Origin of the sequence: Campylobacter sp. 2014D-0259 (assembly GCF_008000505.1) — a bacterium.
Classification (GTDB): Bacteria; Campylobacterota; Campylobacteria; order Campylobacterales; family Campylobacteraceae; genus Campylobacter_D; species Campylobacter_D jejuni.
In genome coordinates, this window is sequence record NZ_VOAQ01000017.1 from 1 (window position 1) to 23,018 (window position 23,018).

The following is a 23,018-nucleotide window of genomic DNA, read 5'->3' on the forward strand; positions in this document are numbered from 1 at the left end:
TTTCTTTGAGTTCTTCTCGTTTTACAAATTTATAAACAGCACTTTCAACCTTGCCTGCAAGTTCAAAAAGTTTTTGGTGTTGAATGTCAATCATTGTATCATGAATACTGTATTTTTCATTCCAAGTTGGAATTAATTTATCCAAAAGCACCTTCTTTAATTTTTGTATTTAAAATTAATTTAATATATTTGAGTGAAATATTACATAATATTTTATTAAAATATTATTAATTAGAAATTATTTATTTTATTTATATTTGTATAGTATAAAAAATATATATAATTAATATTAAAAATTAAGACTTACTGATTCTAGTATAGAATCAGTAAATAATAATATGTGCAATTTGTGGCCCATGAACACCAAAAACAGTGATAAGTTCTATATCTGCTGTTCTTGAAGGCCCTGCTATAAATAAGATATTAGTAGGTAAAATTTCATTTTCTTTTTTTACTAAATTTAAAGCTTCGCTAAGACTTTTAACAACATTTTCTTTTTTAAGTAATACTACGCAAAGTTTAGGTGCAAGGCTTAGCATTCTAGGTTGGGTTTTACTTGAAGGTATAAGTGCAACTCCATGAGAGCTTACCCCTGCTCTTGCGTGAATGATGGAAAAATCACTATGAAAAACTTCAGATCTTAGATTTTCGATTTCTTTATCAAAGCAAATCTTCTTTTCTGCCTTGATCTGTTCTAAATCTAAATTTAAATCCGCCCCATAAATCATACTTTTAAAGCCATATTTTGCGACAATTTCATTGATTTTTTCTTCTAAGGTATCTTTTGTAGCATTTTCAACGATGTATTTGTTATCGCTCATTTTTTGCTTCATTTCTGTAAGCATATCTTGGGTGGTTTGGATATGTTCTACAGGATCTATACTTTCAATACGCGTAAAGTCTGTTTCTTTGTAAGCTTTTTTAAGATGTTCTAAAATACTTGCTTTACTTTTGCTTGAAATTTCATCGATTTTACTCATAGCTTACTCCTTCTAGTTTTTGCACTTCTTTATAAAGATCCATTTTAATTTGAGGTAATTCTTTAAAAGCGTACCATTTTTTAATCACAGGCAAAACGTTTGCGAAATTTTGCACTGCCCAGTTGAAATAATGTGCTTTTGAAAGTGAAAAACGCCATTTATCGCCATTGGTTGCGATATTTTTAAATTGTTTAAAAGCAAAGGCTTCTAGGGCATTGTGATGAACTTTGTTTGCTCCTAAAGGTGGATTTTTACCTTGTCCTATTTTATCGCATCTTAATTTGCGAATAAGATCAGCCAAAGGAATTTGCACTGGACAAACTTCAGAACAACGCCCACAAAGTGAACAGAAATTCAAAATATCTCCTGTATGATCTATGCCAAAAATATTAGGACTGATTACTTCTCCTATAGGTCCTGGATAAGTGGTTTGATAGGCATGTCCGCCGATTTGATCATAAACAGGGCAAAAATTCATACAAGCCCCGCATCGAATACAACGCAAAGCTTCGTAATAATCCTCATGAGCTAGCATTTTAGAACGATTGTGATCAAATAAAATCACATGTACTTCTTTAGGGCCATCTAAATCCCCATTTTTTCTAGGGCCTGTAATGATATTGTTATAAGTTGGTATAAATTGTCCTGTGGCTGAAGGAGTGAGTAAAGAAACCATAGTAGCCGCATCTTCAAAGCTTTCCATGACTTTTTCTATGCCACAAAGTGCGATATGAATATCAGGTGCTGTAGTGCACATTCTACCGTTTCCTTCATTTTCTATAAGCCAAAAAGCTCCTTCTCTTGACATGGCAAAATTGACCCCACTAAGTCCAAGTTTTAAGCCTTCAAAATCTTTTCTTAAATGTTCTCTAGCTACCGCATTTAAACTTTCAGGTTCATCGTTTTCTAAATTTGCTCCTAATTTTTCTTTGAAAATTTCTCCGATTTCATGGCGGTTTCTATGTATAGCAGGTACAACTATATGTAAAGGAGGCTCTTCATTAAGCTGTAAAATAAGCTCTCCAAGATCGGTTTCTATAGCTTTTAAACCTTTTTTTTCTAGGTAGTGATTTAGGCCTATTTCTTCGCTTGCCATAGATTTACCTTTTAAAAGCTTGGTAATATTTTTTTCTTTCATGATTTCATAGACGATTTCACAGGCATCTTCATCACTACTTGCCCAATGCACTTTAATGCCATTTTTTGTAGCATTTTTTTCAAATTCTAAAAGCCTTTCTTCTAAACTCATTAAGGCATTGTTTTTAGCTTGTTTAGCTTTAGCTCTTAAACCCTGCCAGTCTTTAAATCTAGCATCAATAACATTGAGTCTATTTTTTTGTAAAGTATGCATGGCAGTCATTAAATTTTCTTGCATTTGCTTGTCATTGAGTTTAATTTGAACGATTTGTTCGTGAGGAATTTTTTGACTCATAGTCTTTCTCCTTCTAAGCGTTTAAGTAAAAAGTCATATAAATGTATGCCTTTTATATCTAAACCCATTCTTTTCATGGTACCATCTATATTTAAAAGACAACCTCCATCGCCACTGATGAGATATTTTGCACCGCTATTTTGTATATCTTTAATTTTACTTCTTACCATAGCATTTGAAATTTCAGGCTCTTTTACTGAAAAAGTTCCGCCAAAACCACAACATTCTTCTTCGTATTGAAGTTCTACTAATTCTACATTTTTTAGTTTTTTGATAAGATTCTTGCTTGCTTGTATGCTTTTTTGCACTCTTAAAGCATGGCAATTAGAATGCCAAGTTACTTTTATAGGTGCACCTTTATCTTCATAATCTACTTTTAAAACTTCATCAAGGTATTGTGAAAGTTCTATAACCCTAGAGCTAAAATCTTTGACTTTAGAAAATTCAGGTCTGTTTTTAAAAAGTTCTTTATAGTCATGACTCATCATACCCGCACAAGAACCACTTGGCACAACGATGGGATAATCTTTATCAAATAAATCTACATTATATAAAGCAATCTCACGACTTTCATCGAAATAACCTGAGTTAAAAGAAGGTTGAGCACAACAGGTTTGATTTTTTTTAAAAATCACTTCAATACCTTCACGCCTTAAAAGTTTTATTGCATTTAAAACGCTTTGTTGCATAGCAGCAGTTCCTAAGCATGTGGCGTAAAAATACACCTTTTTCATCATCTCTCCTTTTGGGATAATTTAGGATAAATATTCTAATCCTGTAAAAATAAAAGCAAAGTAAAATTTCCAACAAATATTCTAAAAACGAATATTTGTTGAAATAAAACTTAAATTTTTAATTATTTCACTATAACTTCAGGGATGATTCCTTGTAAGAAAAAAGCTATAATGCAAGTCCAAATTCCTATTAAAACAATAAAAGCTACAGAATATTTTAATGTGAATTTGAAAAGATCAGATTCTTTTCCTACAAGTCCAACCGCCGCGCAAGCTATAGCAATGCTTTGCGGACTGATCATCTTTCCAACGACTCCACCTACTGAATTAGCTGCTAAAAATAAAGCTTCACTAATACCTAGTTTTTGAGCGCTTACTTGTTGCAAGGTTCCAAAAAGTAAATTAGCACTTGTATCAGAGCCTGTTAAAAATACCCCTATCCAACCAATGATTGGTGAAAAGAAAGAAAAAGCATCGCCTGTGTGTGCAAAAGCAAGCCCTAAGGTAGTGCTCATACCGCTATTTTTAGAAATGAAAGCAAAAGCCACAACTAAACCTATAGTGATACAAGGTATGGCCATTTCTTTTAAAGTAGCCCAAAAGCATTCTGCAGCATCTTCGGCTTTGATTTTTAAAATAGCTATAGTTAGAAAAGCGGCAAGTAAAATTGCTGTTCCTGCTTGAGCTACGGTTTTTCCATTGATTAAATCTACACCCAAGGCCAAAGATAAAGGCTTAGCTTCTCCTATGCCAGTAACTGAAGGACTTAAAATTCCAGTTGTGATATTACTAAATTGTAAAGTAATGCTTGTATAACTTAAAATACCATCTTTATCAAAAAGAGCTTTAAACCAAGGTTGTGTCCAAATGATAATACAAATAATGAGTAAAATAAAAGGTGACCAAGCTTTTAAAATTTGATTAAAACTTAGGGTGTTATCTTGAGTGAAATTGCTTTCATTATCAAATCTAAAAATATTTTTTGGTTTCCAAAATTTTAAAAATATAGTTGTAACCGCTAAAGAAACCACAGCTGAAATAATATCAGGCAATTCCGCTCCTAAGTGATTTGAGCTTAAAAATTGAGTAGTTGTAAAACTTAGCGCCGCAACTAAAATAGCTGGAAAAGTTTCTTTAACGCCTTTAAATCCATCCATTAAAAAAACTATGAAAAAAGGTATAGTAAGGCTTAAAGGAACTAGCATTCTACCTACCATGGCAGAAACTGAATGCTGTTCTATGCCAACAAGATTTGCCATAGCAATAATAGGAATTCCCACCGCACCAAAAGCAACAGGAGCAGTATTTGCGATAAGACAAAGCCCTGCAGCTTGCAAAGGACGCAAGCCAAGTCCTACTAAAAGTGCAGCAGTTATAGCCACAGGACCACCAAAACCTATAGCACCCTCTAAAAATGAACCAAAACAAAAACCTATTAAAATCACTTGAATTCTATGATCTGGAGTAATACTCATCACGCTTTTTTTAATGATTTCAAAAGAACCTGACTTGATAGAAAGTTTGTAAAGAAAGATTGCCGCGATGATAATCCAAGCTATAGGCCACATACCATTTGTAAAGCCTTGAATAAAACTTGCACCCACCAAATTCCAAGGCATTTTATAGGCAAATAAAGCTACCAAAGTAGCAAGTATAACAGTTAAAAAACCTGCTTGATAGCCTTTAAGTTTTAAAACAACCAAACAAACTAAAAAACATAGTATAGGTAAAAATGCTACTAAAGCACTTAGCCAAATGTTTGAAAAAGGGTCATAAATTTGTTGCCATGTTAAAATTTGTTCCAATTTTTCCTCCTTGATAATTATTATGTATAAATTTATTGTAACAAAAAATTAAATTAAAATAAAAAAATTATAGAGCAAAGTAAATTACATTGTATTGTTATTAATTATTTTGTGTATTTTAGTAATATCATAAATATTAAATAAATATAAAAATAGAACAAGATAAAAATCTTATTCTAAAGGGGTAGCAGCTGTTAAAGGTGGGGTTATAATCATTAGTTCATTTACTTCAGCAAAAAAATTAGGATCTAGGGTGCAAGGGGCTATTCCAAAGCGTTTTTGTATAGGAATATTTGGATTAAAAAAAGTTACTATACATTCATCAGATTCCAAAACTAAAGAACGAATTTGCACAGCTGAAGTTGTTGTTGGCATTATAGAAAATACAGTTTCTAATTTACCATCTTTTAGATCATCTTGACAAGATTTTGCTCCAAAGGTTCCATCTTCTAAGATAGCCAAACAAAGATCGCTTTCCTTTGGATTTGTAAATTGCACATAACCAAAAGGAAGTTCATCAGCTAATTTATCTTTTTGTTTTAACTCGTTGCTTAAAACAATTTCTTTAATATTCCAATTTTGATCAATAGGATCTTTTGAGGTATCCCTAAAGGCGCTTAAAAAAATTCCCGTTTCTAAGCTTCTTATAGAAACCATTTCGGTAAAATCTTTCAAATCTCCAGTAGGAGTTGCAAAGGCTAAAGTTATAAACATAAAAAACAAAGTAATAATTTTTTTCATATTAAATGTCCTAAAATTTTCTAAAATTTACTGGAAAATGATCCGAAACTATATGAGATCTTAAACTTGCAAGCATTAAAATCGCAGCTAAAAGCGGTGGAGTATAGGTTTGTTGTCTGTTTGAATTTCCTGTAATTGCATAATCAAGAGTCCCTCCGCTTGCTTGAGTTGCACTAGTTGGAAAAACCACTCTAATTCTATTTGCTAATTCTCTATCCACTGTACTTGTTATAGTAGAAGGATCACGGTTAAAATCCCCTGCTATCATCCAGTTAACTTGAGGCATATTTGCAAAATGTGCATCTACAGCTGTGATAATTGCTCCTACATCTGTTCCTCCATTGGCTAAAGCATGGATATTGAAAAAAGCATCATTTCCATTGCGAATTCCTATAATAGGTCTTGAAACTGTAGTAGGTGGAGGTAAAACAATCACTTCTTCAGCTTGCGTTCTTGAAACTATAGCTAAATTTACACGATTAGCTCCTACATCAACGCGAGAATAATAAATAAAAACCCTATCAGGCCTTGAAAGAGTTCCCAAATTCCACTCATATTCATCAATAGGTGTTCCACCTTGTTGCACATGGCGTCCTGTTGGAGTGGCTGTTCTTGGTAAAGTTCCTGCTTCTTGTATCATTAAGATATCTAAGGGGTTTGCTCCACTTACAAGTTGTCTTACGCTAACACTCCATTTGCTTTCTGTGGCTGCGGATGAGCCTTGCAAATTCCAAGTGCCAACATTAAAATTTTCTAAATTTGCAAAAGCAAGGTTAAAAGATAAAAATAAACATATAATTTTTTTCATCGTACCTCTCCTTGGCGATATAAAGGTTTTGCGGTAAAAGGCGGAGTGGTTAAAAACCATTGTTGATCAAAATTATCTTTTTTTGCACACTCTACGGTAAAAATTTTAAAAACCTTGTGAAAATCACCATAAAGATTTGTAATAGGTGCTTGTATGCATTTTCCATTTCCTAAATTTTTAATTTGAACCGCTGTATTGCTCATAGGGATAAGTTTCCACATTTGTGCGTGATTGCTTGCATCGCAAGGATAATGGACAATTCCATTACCATAAGCATTAAGACAAGTATTGGTTTTGGCATTTTTAATCATTGCAAAATCATTAGGATAAAGCAAAAGTTGCCAAACTCTAGCATCGCCAAATCCTTTACTATCGATTAAAGTATAGCCCCAAATCCAATTTCCTTGTGCTAAAGCCCAAACCGTTAAAGCTGCTCCGCTAGGGCCTAAAATGGTTAAAAAATCAGAAACCGCAGGGCGATTTTCAAAAATTAAAACATCATTAAAAGCTTCGTCTTTAAAGCGAGGATTGATCCCATTTACTGCATTATTGTTGGCACTATTGCTTGTTCTAGTTAAAGGTGGGGTAATAGGAGTAATAGGTACTAAATCAGCACCGCTAATTAAACTTGGAATTTCTTGATTGGTAGGAAAAGTAGGTTCAAGTCCTAGTTTTAAAGGATCAGTATCTTCAAATTCTCCAAATGAACGCCCCAAAGGATTTACATTTTCAAATTTAGAAGAACATGCATAAAGAAAAAAAGTCATAAAACAACATAAAATAAAAACTATAATTTTTTGCATTAAAAACCTTGATATGTATTTAAATTTTTAAGAAAATAATAACATAAATTTCATTATAATTTTTCGCTTTTTAAAAATGTTTTATTTTTGTTGTTTTTAAAGGTAGAATTATCATGTATCTTAAACACTTATATTTTAGTATCTCTCAAATTTTTAATTTTTACAAAGAAGGTTTTAAAAATTTAACTCTTGGAAAAACTCTTTGGAAAATTATCTTTATCAAACTTTTTGTTATGTTTGTGATTTTAAAACTTTTTGTTTTTGATGTAAATTTTAATTCTATTTTTAAAAGCGACAAAGAAAAAAGCACTTTTGTACTCAAAAATCTTACACTCGAAGGAAAATAAATGAACGAACTTAGTAGCGTTGATTGGTCAAGAGCGCAGTTTGCTTTAACTGCACTTTATCATTTTTTGTTTGTGCCTTTAACCTTAGGCTTGTCTTTTATGATTGCTATCATGGAAACCATCTATGTAAAAACCAAAAATGAAAGATGGAAAAAAATCACCAAATTTTGGCTTTCATTATTTGCCATAAATTTTGCTATCGGTGTAGCTACAGGTATTATAATGGAATTTGAATTTGGAACAAACTGGGCAAATTATAGCTGGTTTGTGGGCGATATTTTTGGTGCACCTTTGGCGGTTGAAGGTATTATGGCATTTTTCTTAGAGGCTACTTTTTTTGCAGTTATGTTTTTTGGCTGGGATAAAGTAAGTAAGGGTTTTCACTTACTTTCAACTTGGTGTGTGGCTATAGGAAGCAATCTTTCTGCTTTTTGGATTTTAGTGGCAAATGGTTGGATGCAATATCCTGTAGGAATGAGCTTTAACCCTGATACAGCAAGAAATGAAATGCAAAACTTTTTTGAAGTAGCGCTTTCTCCTGTAGCTATTTCAAAATTTTTACATACCATAGGCAGTGGTTATGTGATTTCAGCTTTATTTGTAATGGGAATTTCAGCTTGGTTTATGTTAAAGGGACGCCATATTATCGAGGCTAAAAAAAGCTTAGTTGTAGGAGCTAGTTTTGGTTTGGTTTGTTCAATCTTTTTATTTTTCAGTGGAGATGAAAGTGCTTATCGTGTAACTCAAACTCAACCTATGAAACTTGCAGCTATGGAAGGGGTTTATCAAGGTGAACATCGTGCAGGGCTTGTGCCTTTTGGAATTTTAAATCCTAAAAAAACCATAGATAATAACGAAAGTGTGTTTTTATTTGACATTACTATACCTTACGCTCTTTCTATACTAGGAAACCGTGATCCAAATTCTTTTGTTCCAGGAATTGAAGATTTGATCTATGGAAATGAAAGTAAAGGTATAGAACCTATGCAAAATCGTATCGATAGAGGAAAAATCGCTATACAAGCTCTAAAAGACTATAAACTTGCTAAAGAAAACAATGATACAATAGCTATGGAAAATCACAAATCCATTTTAGAAACTCATTTTAAAGATTTTGGTTATGGATATTTAGAAAAACCAAGTGATACTATTCCGCCTGTGGCTTTAACTTTTTATAGCTTTCACATCATGGTTGCTTTAGGAAGTTTTTTCTTTTTACTTTTCATCGTTACACTTTATCTTACTATGGCAAATGATATTGAGAAATTTAGAAAAGTACTTTGGGTGTGTTTGTTATCCATTCCATTGGGTTATATCGCCGCTGAAGCAGGCTGGATTGTTGCTGAAGTAGGCAGACAACCTTGGGCAATTCAAGACTTACTTCCCGTACATATCGCAGCAACACAACTTGGAAAAGTCAATGTTCAAATTTCATTTTGGATTTTTGCAGTACTTTTTACAGCCTTATTGATTGCAGAAGTTAAAATCATACTTACTCAGATTAAAAAAGGTTTTGACGCACATGCAGGACATACTCCACTTATGGGCAAAGGAGAAAAATAATGTTTTTTGGTTTAGAACTTGAAGGTTTGCAAATTTATTGGTGGTTGATTTTAAGTTTGCTCGGCGGACTTTTGGTTTTTATGTTTTTTGTCCAAGGTGGACAGACTTTAATCGATGAGCTTAGCAAGGATGAGCTTGAAAAAACCATGCTAGTCAATTCTTTAGGGCGTAAATGGGAGCTTGGTTTTACAACTCTCGTGCTTTTTGGCGGAGCAGCTTTTGCAGCTTTTCCACTTTTTTATAGTACAAGTTTTGGCGGAGCTTATTGGGCTTGGCTTTGTATTTTATTTTGTTTTATTTTACAAGCTGTGGCTTATGAGTATCGTAAAAAAGAAAATAATGTTTATGGCTCTAAAACCTATGAAATTTTTCTTAAAATCAATGGTTATTTAGGTGTATTTTTAATCGGAGTTGCAGTAAGTAGCTTTTTTAGCGGTTCTGAATTTATCTTAAATGAGCATAATTTTGTTTCTTGGCAAAACCCTTTGCACGGCTTAGAACTTTTACTCAATCCTTTTAATTATCTCTTAGGCTTAGCTTTAGTATTTTTAGCAAGACTTTTAGGCGCAGCGTATTTTATGAACAATATCAATGATGAGAATATCAAAATAAGAGCTATGAAAAAACTTATGATCAATAGTATTTTATTTTTACCTTTTTTCTTAGGTTTTTTAGCGTGGATTTTTTTAAAAGATGGTTTTAGCGTAGATGCCAATGGAGTTGTAAGCATGAGTGCGAATTTGTATTTATATAATTTCTTAAATCAAATGATTTTTGCTATCTTGCTTGCTATCGGTGTGATTTTAGTGCTTTTAGGTATGGTTCAAGGAGCAAAAGGTTGCTCTAAAGCTATTTTTACCCTAGGACTTGGAACGGTTTTAACGGTTTTTGCTTTATTATCAAGCATTGGTTTAGGTCAAAGTGCTTTTTACCCATCTTTAAATGATTTGCAAAGTTCTTTAACTTTAAAAAATGCAAGTTCAAGCTATTATACTCTAAGCGTCATGGCTTATGTATCTTTACTTGTACCTTTTGTTTTAGCTTATATTATCTATGTTTGGAATGCAATGGATAAAGTAAAAATCACACGCGAAGAAATCGCAAACGATGATCACGCATATTAAGGAGAAAAAATGTTACATGCTTTGTTTTTATTGGCTTGGCCTTTAGTAATTTATCTAAGCTATAAATTTATAATGCTAAATATCAATCAATTAGAAAAAGATAGCAAACTATAAAGCAAGATAAGATTTAAACCGATATAAGTATAAATCTTTTCAAAATATTGCAATTTGCCCATTTTTGAGCATCTTTTAATCATAAATCTTTTAAAGCTTCATTGGCAGCATCAAGGGCGTGAATAAGGCTTGTATCAAAAATTTTGATATTTGTATCATTTTTGGATATTAATAAACCAATTTCAGTGCAAGCTAAAAGTACTCCCTTTGCCCCTTTTTCTTGTAGTTTATTTATAATATTTAAATATTTTTCTTTAGAATCTTGCTTGATTTCACCTTTGCAAAGCTCATTAAAAATAATATCATTAACGATTTTTATATCTTCATCACTAGGAGTAATAACGCTAATATTTTCTTCAATCAGTATTTTTTTATAAAAATCCTGCGTCATTGTGTATTTAGTACCCAATAAACCAATTTTTTGTATGTTTTCTTGTTTTAAAGCCTTAGCAGAACTTTTTGCAATATGCAAAATAGGGATATTTATATTTTGTTGAATTTCATCAAAAACCTTATGCATAGTATTAGTTGCAATTATTATAAAATTAGCCCCTGCAAGTTCTAATTTTTTAGCACATTGAGTCAAAATTTGTGCAGCTTCTTGCCATTTATCTTGGCTTTGTAAATTTTCTATTTCTTCAAAATTAACACTGTAAAGTAAAATTTTTGCAGAATTTAAAGATTTTAATTTATCATTTATAGCTTGATTTATTGTTTTATAATAAGTAATAGTGCTTTCAAAACTCATTCCGCCTATAATACCAATGGTTTTCATTTTTCTCCTTAAGAATTAATTTTTGAGTTATTTTATTACAATATATTTCATAGAAATATGATTTATTTTTAAATAAATAAATATATTTTAATATTTTTATTAAAATTTAAAATAATTTTTTAAACTATTTTCCAATCTATAGGAATTTTACCAACTTTTTTTAAAAATTCATTAGCCTTTGAAAAATGCTTACAACCTAAAAATCCTGTTCTAGCTAAAGGGCTTGGGTGGGCTGCTTTTAAAATCAAATGCTTAGCATTATCAATCAAAATCTCCTTGTTTTTTGCGTAATTTCCCCAAAGCATAAAAACAAGCCCTGATTTTTCATTGCTTAATTTATGTATTATAGCATCACTAAATTCTTGCCAACCCCACGAACTATGGCTAGCTGCTTTATTTGCTTCAACGCTAAGAATAGAATTTAAGAGCAAAACTCCTTGTTTTGCCCAAGAGCTTAAATCTCCGCTTTTTGCTGGGGTGATGTTTAAATCATTTTGCAATTCTTTAAAAACATTATTAAGACTTGGTGGGATTTTTACATTTTTTGGAACCGAAAAACTAAGCCCCATTGCTTGATTTGGTTGATGATAAGGATCTTGTCCTAGGATAATAATTTTAATTTCTTTTAAAGGACATAAATTAAAAGCATTAAAGATTAAATTTGCAGGTGGATAAATAATTATATTTTGATTAATCGCATTTAGGTATTGTTTTTTGATTTCTAGAAAATATTTTTTTTGAAATTCGTCTCTTAAAAATTCTTTCCAGTCATCATTTATTTTAATCTTATCTATGTTTATTGTAATTTCTTCCATATTATCCCTAATTATTTAAATTATTAAAAATTTTATTCTAACAAAAAAGCTTGCAAAAATATATTAATTTTTTTTGAAGTAAATAAAATTTTTTATATTAATAAAAATTAAATATAAAGACATAATAGGATATAAAAATACTTAATTTATTGTATTTGAAAGTAGTTTTATTGTTAACCAATTATTAACTAAAAATGCAATATCATTATTTTATGATTTAAATCAAAAATTTTTGATTTTAAATTAAAATACTTTTATGAAAGGTTCAAAATGGGAACAAGAAAAGAACATGATTTTATTGGGGAATTAGAAATCTCTGATGAGGTTTATTATGGAGTGCAAACTTTTAGAGCTGTTGAAAATTTTGATATTTCTCATGATAGATTAAAAGATTTTCCTCGCTTTGTTAGAGCTTTGGCTAGAGTAAAAAAAGCTGCAGCTATGGCAAATCATGAATTAGGTCTTTTAGATAAAAATATCCAAGATGCGATTATTAAAGCGTGCGATAAAATTTTAGAAGGCGGGTATTATGATCAATTTGTAGTAGATATGATCCAAGGAGGTGCTGGAACAAGTACAAATATGAATGCTAATGAAGTTATAGCGAACATAGGACTTGAACTTATGGGTCATAAAAAAGGTGAATACCAATATCTTCATCCAAATGATCATGTTAATTTAAGTCAAAGTACTAATGATGCTTATCCTACAGCTTTACACCTTGCCTTGCATGATTATTTAAGTGATTTGGCAAAAGCTATGGAACATCTAAAAAAAGCTTATGAGAGAAAAGCTGAAGAATTTAAAGATGTTCTTAAAATGGGTAGAACCCAACTGCAAGATGCTGTACCTATGACTTTAGGTCGTGAATTTAAAACTTTTGCTGTAATGATAGGCGAAGATATACAAAGAGTATTAGAAGCTAGAAAATTAATTTTAGAGATCAATTTGGGTGGAACTGCTATTGGAACGGGAATTAATTCTCATCCTGATTATCCGAAGGTTGTAGAAAGAAAAATAAGAGAAGTGACAGGTTTTGAATATACTGTGGCTGAGGATTTGATCGAGGCGACTCAAGATACGGGAGCTTATGTACAAATTTCAGGTGTTTTAAAACGTGTTGCAACAAAACTTTCTAAAGTATGTAATGACTTAAGACTTTTAAGCAGTGGTCCAAAATGTGGTCTTAATGAGATTAATCTTCCAAAAATGCAACCAGGTAGTTCTATTATGCCAGGTAAGGTAAATCCTGTTATTCCTGAAGTAGTTAATCAAGTTTGTTATTTTGTTATTGGAGCAGATGTAACTGTAACTTTTGCTTGTGAGGGTGGACAATTACAACTTAATGTTTTTGAACCAGTTGCAGCGTATAGCTTATTTAATTCTATTGTAATGCTAGAAAAAGCAATGTATACTTTAGCTGATAAATGTATAGATGGTATTACTGCAAATGAAAAAATTTGTTCAGACTTCGTCTATAATTCAGTAGGTATAGTAACAGCTTTAAATCCTTATATTGGTTATGAAAATTCAGCTTCTATAGCTAAAGAGGCAATGAATACTGGAAAAAGAGTGGCTGATATTGCGCTTGAAAGAGGGCTTTTAAGTAAAGAACAAATTGATGAAATTTTAACTCCATCAAATATGCTAAATCCTCACATGGAAGCTAAAAAATAGCATTTTAGGATTTAATATGGATATAATGATAATTTTGCAAGTAATCGTCCTTCTTGGGGCGATTTTTATCGGTATTCGCCTAGGCGGTATTGCTATAGGTTATGCTGGAGGATTAGGTGTAGTTATACTAGGACTTGTTTTAGGTATGAAACCTGGTAATATTCCTTGGGATGTTATTTTAATTATTGCTGCAGCTATTGCAGCAATTTCTGCTATGCAACAAGCAGGTGGACTTGATTATATGGTAAGGGTGACAGAAAAAATTTTAAGATCAAGCCCTAAATTTATAAATTATTTAGCTCCAGCTTGTGGATGGTTGCTTACAATCTTAGCAGGAACAGGAAATGCAGTATTTTCTTTAATGCCTGTTGTAGTTGATGTTGCAAAATCTCAAAATATAAAACCTAGTGTTCCACTTTCATTAATGGTTGTTTCTTCGCAAATTGGAATCACTGCTTCTCCTGTGAGTGCAGCTGTGGTTTATATGAGTGGCGTTTTAGAGCCACTTGGATGGAATTATCCAACTTTAATTGGAATTTGGATCAGTACAACTTTTATAGCTTGTATGCTTACAGCTTTTATAGTGAGTTTAATCACTCCTATGGATTTAAGCAAAGATAGCGTTTATCAAGAACGCTTAAAAGCAGGACTTGTTAAAGATGCAGGAGCTATTTTACATGGTGAAGATAAACCAGGTGCTAAACTTTCAGTAGGAATTTTCTTGATCACTGTTTTGGCAGTTGTACTTTATGCAACCGCAATTTCAAGCAATATTAAATGGATTGATCCTGTTGTGGTTCCAAGAGATGCAGCTATTATGAGCTTTTTACTTACTGCAGCAACTTTGATCACTTGGCTTTGTAAAGTTGAACCAGGTAAAATTCTTGATACCAGCGTATTTAAAAGTGGTATGACTGCTTGTGTTTGTGTTTTTGGTGTAGCATGGCTTGGAAATACTTTTGTTGCAGGACACGAAGCTTCTATTAAAGAAGTAGCAGGCGACTGGGTTAAACAAACCCCTGCTATGTTAGCAGTTGCATTTTTCTTTGCAAGCATGCTTTTATATTCTCAAGCAGCAACCGCAAAGGCCATTGTACCTGTAATTATCACTGCTTTAGGAATTTCAGCAGCAAATCCGCATGATTCTTATATGCTTGTAGCTTGTTTTGCAGCAGTTTCGGCACTTTTTGTGCTTCCAACTTATCCAACCTTACTCGGTGCTGTGCAAATGGATGATACAGGAACGACTAGAATTGGTAAATTTATATTTAATCACTCTTTCTTTATACCAGGAGTTTTAGCTATTGCAATTGCTGTAGCATTAGGCTTTGTATTAGCTCCTATGCTTATTTAAATCAAACCCTAGGTTTTTCTCTCCTAGGGTTAAAATTTTTTCATTAGTTTTTAAGTATATACTACGCTATAATATTCATTTTTAATTTTCTTTAAGAAAGGAATTTAATGAAGATAAAAGTTGGGTTGATTTTTTCAGGTATTGTTTGCCTTTTTTTAACAGCTTGTGTTAATCAGGTTAAACAAAATACAACATTTGAAAATGCTTTAACACAAAAATATTGTGGTGATGATTTTTTCAATCAAAATTTAGAAAAAATTAAAAAAAATGATGATGTCATTTATACAGGATTAAATGCAGGTTTGATTGCTAGAAATTGTGGTGATTTTAACAAAAGTAATGTATTTTTTGATGCTGCGGAAGAATCTTATAAATATGATGTGGATTTAGAAAATGTAGGCTCTAAAGCAGCTAAATTTGTTGGTACAACCTTGCTTAATGATACTATAGTTGATTATGATGGTTCTTTATATGAAAGAATTATGGTTAATATATATAAAGCTCTAAACTATATGGAAGAAGATGATTATGAAAATGCAAGAGTTGAGTTTAATCGTGCTTTAATGCGTCAAGATAAGGCAAAAGAATATTTTGCTAAAGAAATTGAGAAAAATCGTGCTGATTTAGATAAGGCAAAAGAAGATAAAAATTATGATAAAAATATGAATGAAAACTCAAAAGTTATAGAAGCACAATACGATAACTTGTTTAAAGAGTTTGATACAACAAAAAATTTCATAAATCCTTATGCGACTTATCTTGCTTCAATATTTTTCTTTATGGATAAAGATTATAGAAAAGCTGCAGATTTATTGAGAGAAGTAGCTATTATTTATCCAAAAAATAAAACTATCAAAAAAGAGGCTAAAATTTTTAAAGAATATGCCACAAAAATAAAAGTCAAAAAAGCTAAAAAATATGTTTTTGTAGTTTATGAAAATGGATTTGGTGTAGTTAAGGATGAATTTGCTTTAACCTTACCTTTTATAGTGGATAAAAAAATTATTAGCACAAATATTGCTTTACAAACCTTGAAAAAAAGGGAAGCTTCTTTTGCAAATTTAAATATAAATGGTCAAAATACAAATGATTTTGTAGATTTAGACAATATTGTTGCTACTGAATTTAAAATAAATATGCCTGCAATGATTGCTAAAGCCTTAGCTCAAACTATAATTAAAACCACTTTAAATGTAGCTGTTGCAAATAATGACTCTACAGGTGGATGGCTAAGTCTTGCAACAGCAGTAGCAACTGCTGCAACCAACAAAGCTGATGTGCGTTCTTGGAGAGGTTTGCCAAAAAGTATTGCCATAGCAACAATAGAAAACGACGGAAATTTAGAAATCAAAGATCCACAAGGCAATATTTTGTTTCAAAAATCATTGGATAAAAATAAAAATGCTCTTGTTGTAGTGCGTTCTTTTGCTCCGTATTTACCTGCAAGTGTTGCTATCATGGAAAAATAAGGCTAAAAGATGAAAAAAAATATTTTATTTATTTTAATGTTTTTACTTAGTGCTTGTGCGCCAAGTTATCAAATAAATTCAAATCAAAATACTGTAATTTTAGGTTCAAATTTACCAAAAAGTTTAGTAAAACAGTTTCAAAAGCGTATAAATAGCAATGGTTATTTAGAATTTGAAGTGATTTTACGCAGTACTTTTGCTAAAGATTTAATTTATAAAGTGGATTGGTTAGATAAAGATAGTTTTGTGCTAAGAGATGTTTTAAATGAGGACTATCAAGCCCTTAGAATTCCAGCAGGACAAGAGGTGATTCTTCGTAAACTTGCATCTGATACAAGAGCGAAGGATTTTAGATTAGAAATTAAAGCAAAAAATTAATCTCATTTTAGGAAGGATAAATCATGAAAAAAACAAAAATTTTAGGAACAGCTCTTATTGGAGCTTTGCTTTTTAGTGGTTGTGCGCAAACAGCTTATACAGATGGAAAGGCAAGTCAAGTGAAAAAAGGCGATGCTTTAACCTTGGGTCTTGATAGACAAGATTTTGAAAGTGCAGCTGAAACTATGATAAATAGTATGTTAAGCGATCCTGCTTTTGCAAATATTAAACCAGGTACAAGAAAGGTTATTGCTATTGGTAGGGTTGTGAATGATACCCCGCAAAGAATCGATACTGAAAAACTTACCGCAAAAATCACTTCTGCATTAAGAAAATCAGGTAAATTTGTTCTAACTTCAGCAGTTGCTGCAGGCGGAGCACTTGATAGCATGAGTGAAGATGTAAGAGAATTAAGAGATAATGATGAGTTTAATCAAAAAACCATAGCAAAAAAAGGGACATTGGTATCGCCTGATTTTTCTCTTGCGGGTAAAATTAGACAAGATAATGTAAAACTTAGCAATGGTAAAACTCAAGTAGAATACTTTTTCTTGTTAAGACTTACTGATCTAACATCAGGTTTAGTTTATTGGGAAGATGAGCAAACTATTGATAAAACCGGTTCTAGCAAATCAGTTACTTGGTAAAATAAAAATTAATTTATGAATAAAATTTTTAGCTCAAGTGTTTAGCTTGAGCTTTTTTTATGATTTTTAAAAGGATATGAAATGAAAAAAATATTATTTATCGGCTCTTTAGTTATGGCAAGTTTACTTTATGCACAAGGTTCCCAGCCTGTAGAAATTACACAACAAGATATAAATACTCAAAATGAAATGTCTGATGCAAGCACTAAGGATATTACCCCAAAATCAATTGAAGATTTTTTTGAAGAATTTGCGGATAATTTCGGTATAGAATATGGTATAACCAAAGATGGAAAAACTTTTTATACAGGAAAAAGTACTGTTGCTGTAAATGATACTGATCCACAATTTGCACAAGCTTTACAAAATGCTTATCAAAAAGCAATGTTAAATTTACAAAGCGAATTTATAAGAGATGCTTTTGGAAGAATTGCTACAAGCAAGATTCAAAATTATGAAGCAGATAATTCTACTAATGCTAAGGAATTTGATGAATTGCCAAAAGGTGATAAGGTTGATCAAATTTTAAATAAACTTACACAATTAGCTGGTGCTCAGCTTGATAAGGCATTAAAAGATTTAGGTATAGATACAAATTCTTTAAGCGAAGACAGAAAAAAGACTTTATTAAAGCAAGAATTTCTTAATAAAACCATGACAAATGCCATAGGTTCTATGAGTGGACTTGTTCCTGTGCAAACTATAGTTACACAAAGAAGAGGTGAGTATGATGTAGGTGTTATTGCTGTTATTTCCAATAAAACTCGCCAATTAGCAAAAGATATGGCACTAGCAAGACAGAGTGCTATTAAGGGTAAAGGCAAGGCAATAAGTGAGTATCTGCCAAAAGATACAAAAGGCTTTTTAAATGAATATGGAATTCGCTTAGTTTATGATGAAAATGGTGCGCCTATTATTTTAAGTTATGGAAACTGGGGTTATGTAGCAGATCCTAGCAATGCTAAAAAAACAAATATTTTAGAAGATAGAGCCAAAGAAACAGCACTTACTATGGCTGATGCTGCTATTATAGAGTTTATTAATACAAATTTAAGTCTTAAAGATGAAAGAACAACTGGTGATACTTACGAGGAAATCATCAAACAAAGTATTAATGTTAATGATAGTTCCACTCAAGAACAAACTCAAAACATAACAAATATTATTGATAAAGTAAATAGTAAAATAAAAGCAAGCGCAAGCGGTAAAATTCGTGGTATTCGTACTCTTAAAAAATGGAGTTATACAAGTGAAAATGGTATTGAACATGTAGGAGCTGTGAGATTTTATTCTTATGAAAATTTAGCTAACACAAATGAGGCTTTAAATTCAAAGTCAAATACAACAAAAAATGAAGCTAAAAAATCTTCTAGCATACAAAGAAGCTCTAATGTTGTAAATAGCATGGATGATTTTTAAAGGTAAAAGATGAAAATAATTAAAATTCTTTTTTTAGGCTTATTTTTAAGCCTAAGTCTTAATGCTAAAGTTATAACCACAACTTCAACAAAATCAAGCACAGGCGAAGGCACAGGCTTGACTAGGGAAGATGCGATAAACAATGCCATTATAGAAGCTATAGGAAAAATGAGCGGAGTAAGCATCAATTCTCTTAAGAAATCTAACACTAGTGTTTCAACTGATAATTCAGGTTCAAACATACAAGATAATTACAGCGAGCAAATTTCAAAAGCCACCAAAGGTAGAGCCGATACTTATGAAATCAATAGTGTTGAACAAGATGCAAATGGTAAATATACAGCCAATGTAACGATTTTTAAAACCACAACAACAAAAAAGTATCAAGCTCCAGGTTTAAGTGCAGATAATAGAAGAAGTATTACTGTTTTTGATTCTACTCCAGATGCTGCAAAAAGAGGTATAGGCTCAGCTTTGCAACAAAAAATCATTTCCGATTTATTGCAAAGTCGTAAATTTAATGTTTTAGACCGTGATTCTAGTGGCTATTATGAAATGGAAAAAGCTTTAATCAAAAGTGGCGACGCAGCTAGCGATGAAGTTTATAAACTTAAAAATGTGTTAGCAACAGATTATATTTTATTGTTTTCTATTTCAGGACTTGAAGGTAAACAAAAAACAAGCAATTTAACAGGAAAAAGCAAAACTGAAATTGAAGTTATCGTAGATTATCGTGTGCTTTTATTTGCTACAAGACAAATTAAATTTTCTAATACTTTAAGTATGAAAGTCAATCTTAAAGACAATAGTCTTAGTGCCAATGAAGCTGCACTCAAACAAATTGCAAATCGTATTGCAGGAGATATTTTAAATGCAATTTATCCTTTGAAAGTTGCAAGCGTTGAAAACAATGAAGTAGTATTTTCTCAAAGCTTAAATCAAGGTGATGTTTATGAATGTTTTGCTCTTGGCAAGGCTATAAAAGATACTTATACAAAAGAAAATATAGGAAGAGTAGAAAACAAAACAGGAAGTATTGAAATCACTCGCACAAGCCCTAAACTTTCTTATGCAAAAATCACAGAAGGTGGTGTAAAAGTGGGCGATATTTGTAGACCTTTAATTGGTAGCAATAGTGGAAATGGCTACACTATAGGTCGTGATGCAAATTATCAAACCGAAGAAGGTGGCGGAGTAAATCTGGGATTTTAAATTTTTAGAGTTTGATTTTTCTCAAACTCTAAATCCTTTCTTAAATTCATCAAAAATTAAAGAAAAATTTTGTAAAATCGAAATTTTATTAAACCACTAAAGCTTTTAAATCCGTTATTGCGGTGCTTTATGGTACTACCAATTTATAAGGAAAAGCAATGTATGCTATTATCAAACACAGCGGAAAGCAATACAAAGTAAGTGTTGGCGATGAGCTAAAACTAGATCACTTTGAAGCTGAAAGCAAAGCAAGTATTGAAGTAAGCGAAGTTCTTGCTATCAATGATAAAGAATTAAAGGTAGGTGCGCCTTTCGTAGCAGGTGCAAAAGTTGTTTTGGAAGTGATCAATCACGGAAAAGATAAAAAAGTTGTGATTTACAAAAAAAGACGCAGAAAAGATTCTAAACTCAAACGCGGTTTTAGAAGACAATTTACTCGCGTTGTAGTAAAAGATATCAAAGCTTAAGGAGTAAAGAATGGCACACAAGAAAGGTCAAGGTTCAACTCAAAATAACCGCGATTCTATAGGTCGTCGTTTAGGTGTTAAAAAATTTGGTGGCGAGTTTGTTAGAGCTGGAAATATCATCATCCGCCAAAGAGGAACTGCAACTCATGCAGGTAACAATGTAGGTATGGGGAAAGATCATACTATCTTTGCTTTGATTGATGGTTTTGTAAAATTCGAAAGAAAAGATAAAGATAGAAAAAAAGTTTCTGTATACCCTGCATAAGTTTTTAGGACGCTTTTTTAGCGTCTTGAAAACTTTAAATTTATAAATTTAACTTCTTTTTATTTGCTCAAATTTAGCTTTATAAATTTAAAGTCAAAGGCAATTTAAATGTTTATTGATAGTGTTAAAATTACTTTAGCTTCAGGCGATGGTGGTAAAGGTGCTGTAAGTTTTCGTCGTGAAAAACATGTTCCACTTGGTGGCCCTGATGGGGGAGATGGTGGAAATGGTGGCGATATTATTTTCGTATGTGATAATAATACCCACACTCTTGTAAATTTCAAAGGCAAAAGAGAATTACGCGCACAAAATGGTGCTGGTGGAATGGGACGCAATAAAAATGGCAAAAAAGGTGAAAATTTAGAACTTATAGTACCCGAAGGAACGCAAGTTATCGATGCACAAACTAATGAAATTTTACTCGATCTTACCAAAGAAGGACAAAGAGAGCTTTTTTTAAAAGGTGGAAAAGGCGGACTTGGCAACACTCATTTTAAACACGCCACCAATCAACGCCCCGATTACGCACAACCTGGTATAAAAGGAGAAAGTCGCTTAGTCAGACTTGAACTTAAACTTATTGCCGATGTAGGGCTTGTAGGTTTTCCAAATGTAGGAAAATCTACTCTTATAAGCGTTGTTTCAAATGCAAAACCTGAAATTGCAAATTATGAATTTACTACCCTTACTCCAAAACTTGGACTCGTGGATGTAGATGAGTATAATTCCTTTGTTATGGCTGATATTCCAGGGATTATCGAAGGAGCAAGTGGGGGTAAAGGCTTAGGACTTGCCTTTTTAAAGCACATAGAAAGAACGAGCTTTTTACTTTTCGTGCTAGATCCTATGAGGCAAATGCCTTTAAAAGAACAATTTATAGTACTAAGAAAAGAACTTGAAAAATTTTCCAATGAACTTTTTGGGCGTAAATTTGGTATCATGATTTCAAAAAGTGATAGTGTTAATTTAGGAGAAGAATTTGCCGAGCAAATTACTTTAAACATTAATGAGTTAGAAAATTATCTCAAAGAAATAAATAACCCACAAAGCTTTTTAATCAAAGTCTCAAGCCTTGAAAAAACAGGACTTAAAGAACTTAAATTCATGCTTTTAGAAGAAATTAAAACTTTAAGAAATAACAAATAAAAATTTTAACAATCTAGGAAGTGTTTTATATTAAAAATTTCAAACACTCCCTATTTTTTCAAAAAATAACTAGTTTATATGAAATTTTGGCTAAAATTATAAAAATTTTTTAAGGAATAAGCATGAAAAGAATAGTTGTTAAAGTGGGTTCTCATGTGATTAGCGAAGAAAACACTTTAAGTTTTGAGCGTCTTAAAAATTTAGTCGCATTTTTAGCTAAACTCATGGAAAAATATGAAGTGATTTTAGTAACTTCAGCGGCTATTTCAGCAGGACACACCAAACTAGATATCGATAGAAAAAACCTCATTAATAAACAAGTTTTAGCCGCTATTGGACAACCTTTTTTAATCAGTGTTTATAATGAACTTTTAGCCAAATTTAACAAACTAGGCGGACAAATTTTACTTACAGGCAAGGATTTTGACTCTAGAAAAGCTACTAAACACGCAAAAAATGCTATCGATATGATGATAAATTTAGGAATTTTACCTATCATCAATGAAAATGACGCTACAGCTATAGAAGAAATTGTCTTTGGTGATAATGATAGCTTAAGTGCTTATGCTACGCATTTTTTTGATGCGGATTTGCTTGTGATTTTAAGCGATATTGATGGATTTTATGATAAAAATCCTAGTGAATTTAGTGATGCAAAGCGTTTAGAAAAAATCACTCATATTAAAGAAGAATGGCTACAAGCAACCATAAAAACAGGTAGTGAGCACGGAACAGGTGGTATAGTAACCAAACTTAAAGCAGCTAAATTTTTACTTGAACACAATAAAAAAATGTTTTTAGCAAGTGGCTTTGATTTAAGTGTGGCAAAGACATTTTTATTAGAAGATAAGCAAATAGGTGGAACTTTGTTTGAGTGATTAATTTATTAAATTCTCTTTTAAAATCAAATAAGTTATAATTAAAACTTTTAATTTCACACAAA

At 31.7% G+C, this 23,018-nt stretch carries 23 protein-coding genes and 1 pseudogene; 14 read left to right on the forward strand and 10 right to left on the reverse strand.

The features are described 5' to 3' along the window. The 8 genes and pseudogenes from SR63_RS04200 to cdtA form a co-directional block, all read right to left on the reverse strand. A pseudogene (locus SR63_RS04200) lies at positions 1-145 on the reverse strand (chemotaxis protein); the annotation flags it as partial. A 178-nt stretch (positions 146-323) separates the two neighbouring features. Further along, positions 324-980 (reverse strand): lactate utilization protein C, encoded by a 657-nt coding sequence (locus SR63_RS04205; protein WP_002865968.1) that lies wholly within the window; start codon positions 978-980, stop codon positions 324-326. Then, the gene (locus SR63_RS04210) at positions 973-2,412 is read right to left on the reverse strand and encodes a LutB/LldF family L-lactate oxidation iron-sulfur protein (RefSeq protein WP_002865969.1); all 1,440 of its coding nucleotides are present in this window, start codon (positions 2,410-2,412) and stop codon (positions 973-975) included. Before SR63_RS04210 ends, SR63_RS04205 begins: the two co-directional genes overlap by 8 nt. Beyond that, a complete protein-coding gene (locus tag SR63_RS04215; RefSeq protein ID WP_002859761.1) occupies positions 2,409-3,149 on the reverse strand; it encodes a (Fe-S)-binding protein in 741 nt (246 codons plus the stop codon). The genes SR63_RS04210 and SR63_RS04215 overlap by 4 nt, the downstream gene beginning before the upstream one ends. Positions 3,150-3,268: 119 nt before the next feature. Continuing rightward, complete coding sequence (locus SR63_RS04220; protein ID WP_002865970.1) at positions 3,269-4,951, reverse strand: lactate permease LctP family transporter; 1,683 nt, start codon at positions 4,949-4,951, stop codon at positions 3,269-3,271. A 171-nt stretch (positions 4,952-5,122) separates the two neighbouring features. Further along, entirely contained in the window at positions 5,123-5,692 is a 570-nt protein-coding gene (cdtC, locus tag SR63_RS04225) for a cytolethal distending toxin subunit Cj-CdtC (protein WP_147498371.1), read from the reverse strand. A gap of 10 nt (positions 5,693-5,702) precedes the next feature. Continuing rightward, positions 5,703-6,500: a cytolethal distending toxin nuclease subunit Cj-CdtB gene (gene cdtB / locus SR63_RS04230; RefSeq protein WP_002865972.1), complete on the reverse strand. Its 798-nt coding sequence runs from the start codon at positions 6,498-6,500 to the stop codon at positions 5,703-5,705. Beyond that, positions 6,497-7,303, reverse strand: a complete 807-nt coding sequence (gene cdtA / locus SR63_RS04235) for a cytolethal distending toxin subunit Cj-CdtA (protein ID WP_002854626.1) — start codon at positions 7,301-7,303, stop codon at positions 6,497-6,499. The genes cdtB and cdtA overlap by 4 nt, the downstream gene beginning before the upstream one ends. Before the next feature lie 113 nt (positions 7,304-7,416). Here cdtA and SR63_RS04240 point away from each other — a divergent pair, with 113 nt between their 5' ends. Genes SR63_RS04240 through cydB form a run of 3 tightly spaced genes read left to right on the forward strand, consistent with a single transcriptional unit; the run spans position 7,417 to position 10,337 of the window. Then, positions 7,417-7,650: a DUF4492 domain-containing protein gene (locus SR63_RS04240; RefSeq protein WP_002851632.1), complete on the forward strand. Its 234-nt coding sequence runs from the start codon at positions 7,417-7,419 to the stop codon at positions 7,648-7,650. Continuing rightward, positions 7,651-9,213 carry a cytochrome ubiquinol oxidase subunit I gene (locus SR63_RS04245; protein ID WP_002865973.1) on the forward strand — a complete coding sequence of 521 codons (1,563 nt, stop codon included), beginning with the start codon at positions 7,651-7,653 and terminating at the stop codon, positions 9,211-9,213. Then, positions 9,213-10,337, forward strand: coding sequence for a cytochrome d ubiquinol oxidase subunit II (cydB, locus tag SR63_RS04250; protein WP_002865974.1), 1,125 nt, complete (start codon positions 9,213-9,215; stop codon positions 10,335-10,337). The genes SR63_RS04245 and cydB overlap by 1 nt, the downstream gene beginning before the upstream one ends. Positions 10,338-10,530: 193 nt before the next feature. Here cydB and SR63_RS04255 read toward each other — a convergent pair whose 3' ends face one another. Together SR63_RS04255 and ung are read right to left on the reverse strand one after the other, a co-directional pair. Beyond that, entirely contained in the window at positions 10,531-11,226 is a 696-nt protein-coding gene (locus SR63_RS04255) for an aspartate/glutamate racemase family protein (RefSeq protein WP_002895094.1), read from the reverse strand. Positions 11,227-11,345: 119 nt separating this feature from the next. Continuing rightward, the gene (gene ung, locus SR63_RS04260; protein WP_002876992.1) at positions 11,346-12,041 is read right to left on the reverse strand and encodes a uracil-DNA glycosylase; all 696 of its coding nucleotides are present in this window, start codon (positions 12,039-12,041) and stop codon (positions 11,346-11,348) included. A 270-nt stretch (positions 12,042-12,311) separates the two neighbouring features. Between ung and aspA the strand changes: the two genes are divergently transcribed. From aspA to proB, 11 genes are all read left to right on the forward strand, one after another. After that, positions 12,312-13,718, forward strand: a complete 1,407-nt coding sequence (gene aspA, locus SR63_RS04265) for an aspartate ammonia-lyase (RefSeq protein ID WP_002854440.1) — start codon at positions 12,312-12,314, stop codon at positions 13,716-13,718. 16 nt (positions 13,719-13,734) lie between these two features. Further along, complete coding sequence (locus tag SR63_RS04270) at positions 13,735-15,072, forward strand: anaerobic C4-dicarboxylate transporter (RefSeq protein ID WP_002857725.1); 1,338 nt, start codon at positions 13,735-13,737, stop codon at positions 15,070-15,072. 107 nt (positions 15,073-15,179) lie between these two features. Further along, a complete protein-coding gene (locus tag SR63_RS04275; protein WP_002866718.1) occupies positions 15,180-16,541 on the forward strand; it encodes a COG3014 family protein in 1,362 nt (453 codons plus the stop codon). Between the two features lie 9 nt (positions 16,542-16,550). After that, complete coding sequence (locus SR63_RS04280; protein ID WP_063674871.1) at positions 16,551-16,919, forward strand: DUF1425 domain-containing protein; 369 nt, start codon at positions 16,551-16,553, stop codon at positions 16,917-16,919. Positions 16,920-16,942: 23 nt separating this feature from the next. Beyond that, positions 16,943-17,566 carry a penicillin-binding protein activator LpoB gene (gene lpoB, locus SR63_RS04285; RefSeq protein WP_002851945.1) on the forward strand — a complete coding sequence of 208 codons (624 nt, stop codon included), beginning with the start codon at positions 16,943-16,945 and terminating at the stop codon, positions 17,564-17,566. An 81-nt stretch (positions 17,567-17,647) separates the two neighbouring features. Next, the gene (locus SR63_RS04290) at positions 17,648-18,985 is read left to right on the forward strand and encodes a DUF6844 domain-containing protein (RefSeq protein ID WP_002866720.1); all 1,338 of its coding nucleotides are present in this window, start codon (positions 17,648-17,650) and stop codon (positions 18,983-18,985) included. A 9-nt stretch (positions 18,986-18,994) separates the two neighbouring features. Beyond that, on the forward strand, positions 18,995-20,197 hold the full coding sequence (locus tag SR63_RS04295; protein WP_002866721.1) for a CsgG/HfaB family protein: 1,203 nt from the start codon (positions 18,995-18,997) through the stop codon (positions 20,195-20,197). A 158-nt stretch (positions 20,198-20,355) separates the two neighbouring features. Continuing rightward, complete coding sequence (gene rplU, locus SR63_RS04300) at positions 20,356-20,664, forward strand: 50S ribosomal protein L21 (protein ID WP_002778820.1); 309 nt, start codon at positions 20,356-20,358, stop codon at positions 20,662-20,664. 10 nt (positions 20,665-20,674) lie between these two features. Then, positions 20,675-20,929, forward strand: a complete 255-nt coding sequence (rpmA, locus tag SR63_RS04305) for a 50S ribosomal protein L27 (RefSeq protein ID WP_002800974.1) — start codon at positions 20,675-20,677, stop codon at positions 20,927-20,929. 108 nt (positions 20,930-21,037) lie between these two features. Further along, on the forward strand, positions 21,038-22,075 hold the full coding sequence (obgE, locus tag SR63_RS04310; protein WP_002866722.1) for a GTPase ObgE: 1,038 nt from the start codon (positions 21,038-21,040) through the stop codon (positions 22,073-22,075). 122 nt (positions 22,076-22,197) lie between these two features. Then, positions 22,198-22,953 carry a glutamate 5-kinase gene (proB, locus tag SR63_RS04315; RefSeq protein ID WP_002851769.1) on the forward strand — a complete coding sequence of 252 codons (756 nt, stop codon included), beginning with the start codon at positions 22,198-22,200 and terminating at the stop codon, positions 22,951-22,953. The last annotated feature ends 65 nt before the right edge of the window (positions 22,954-23,018 follow it).